Origin of the sequence: Rhodoplanes sp. SY1 (assembly GCF_046000175.1) — a bacterium.
GTDB lineage: Bacteria > Pseudomonadota > Alphaproteobacteria > Rhizobiales > Xanthobacteraceae > Rhodoplanes.
In genome coordinates, this window is the sequence record NZ_JBEOMB010000466.1 from 1 (window position 1) to 538 (window position 538).

At 74.2% G+C, this 538-nt stretch carries 1 pseudogene; it reads left to right on the plus strand.

What is annotated here, in order from left to right:
• A pseudogene (locus tag ABTU92_RS30395) lies at positions 1-458 on the plus strand (hypothetical protein); the annotation flags it as partial.
• Positions 459-538 lie beyond the last annotated feature (80 nt).

The following is a 538-nucleotide window of genomic DNA, read 5'->3' on the forward strand; positions in this document are numbered from 1 at the left end:
GCGGCCGCGGCCGCGAGGTCGCCTGGCAGGGCAAGCTGACCGTCGCCGGCAACCGGATCGTGCGCTTCGCGCCGGTCTACTTCCTCAATCCCGAGCGCCGGGTGCGGGTGATCGAGGAGGGGGCGGCCCTCGCCTGGTCGTCGGTCACCACCGGCAATCTCGCCGGCATCGACCTGTGGCTCGACGAGGCCGCGCGCGGCACGCTGACGATCAACACCAACGTGGTCGGCGGCACCATCGACCTCGCCGGCCTCGGCGACGAGGCCATCGCCTTCGACGGCGGCGGGCTCGGCCGGCGGATCAGCGTCTACCGGCTGCCCGAGGGCGAGTGGGAGCGCCACGTCCGGTTCGAGCACCGGGTCGAGTTTCCCGGCGGCGCCGACCTGCCCGTCCATGTCCGCGTCACCCAGGCCGACGGCCACCAGGCCTGGTCCAGCCCGATCTACCTGATCGCGTGAGCGACGCCCGCCGGCCCGGAGTGCCGGGGCCGGCGGGCCGAGCCTGCCTCACCCCTTCAGCGGATGGCCCGGCATCAGGT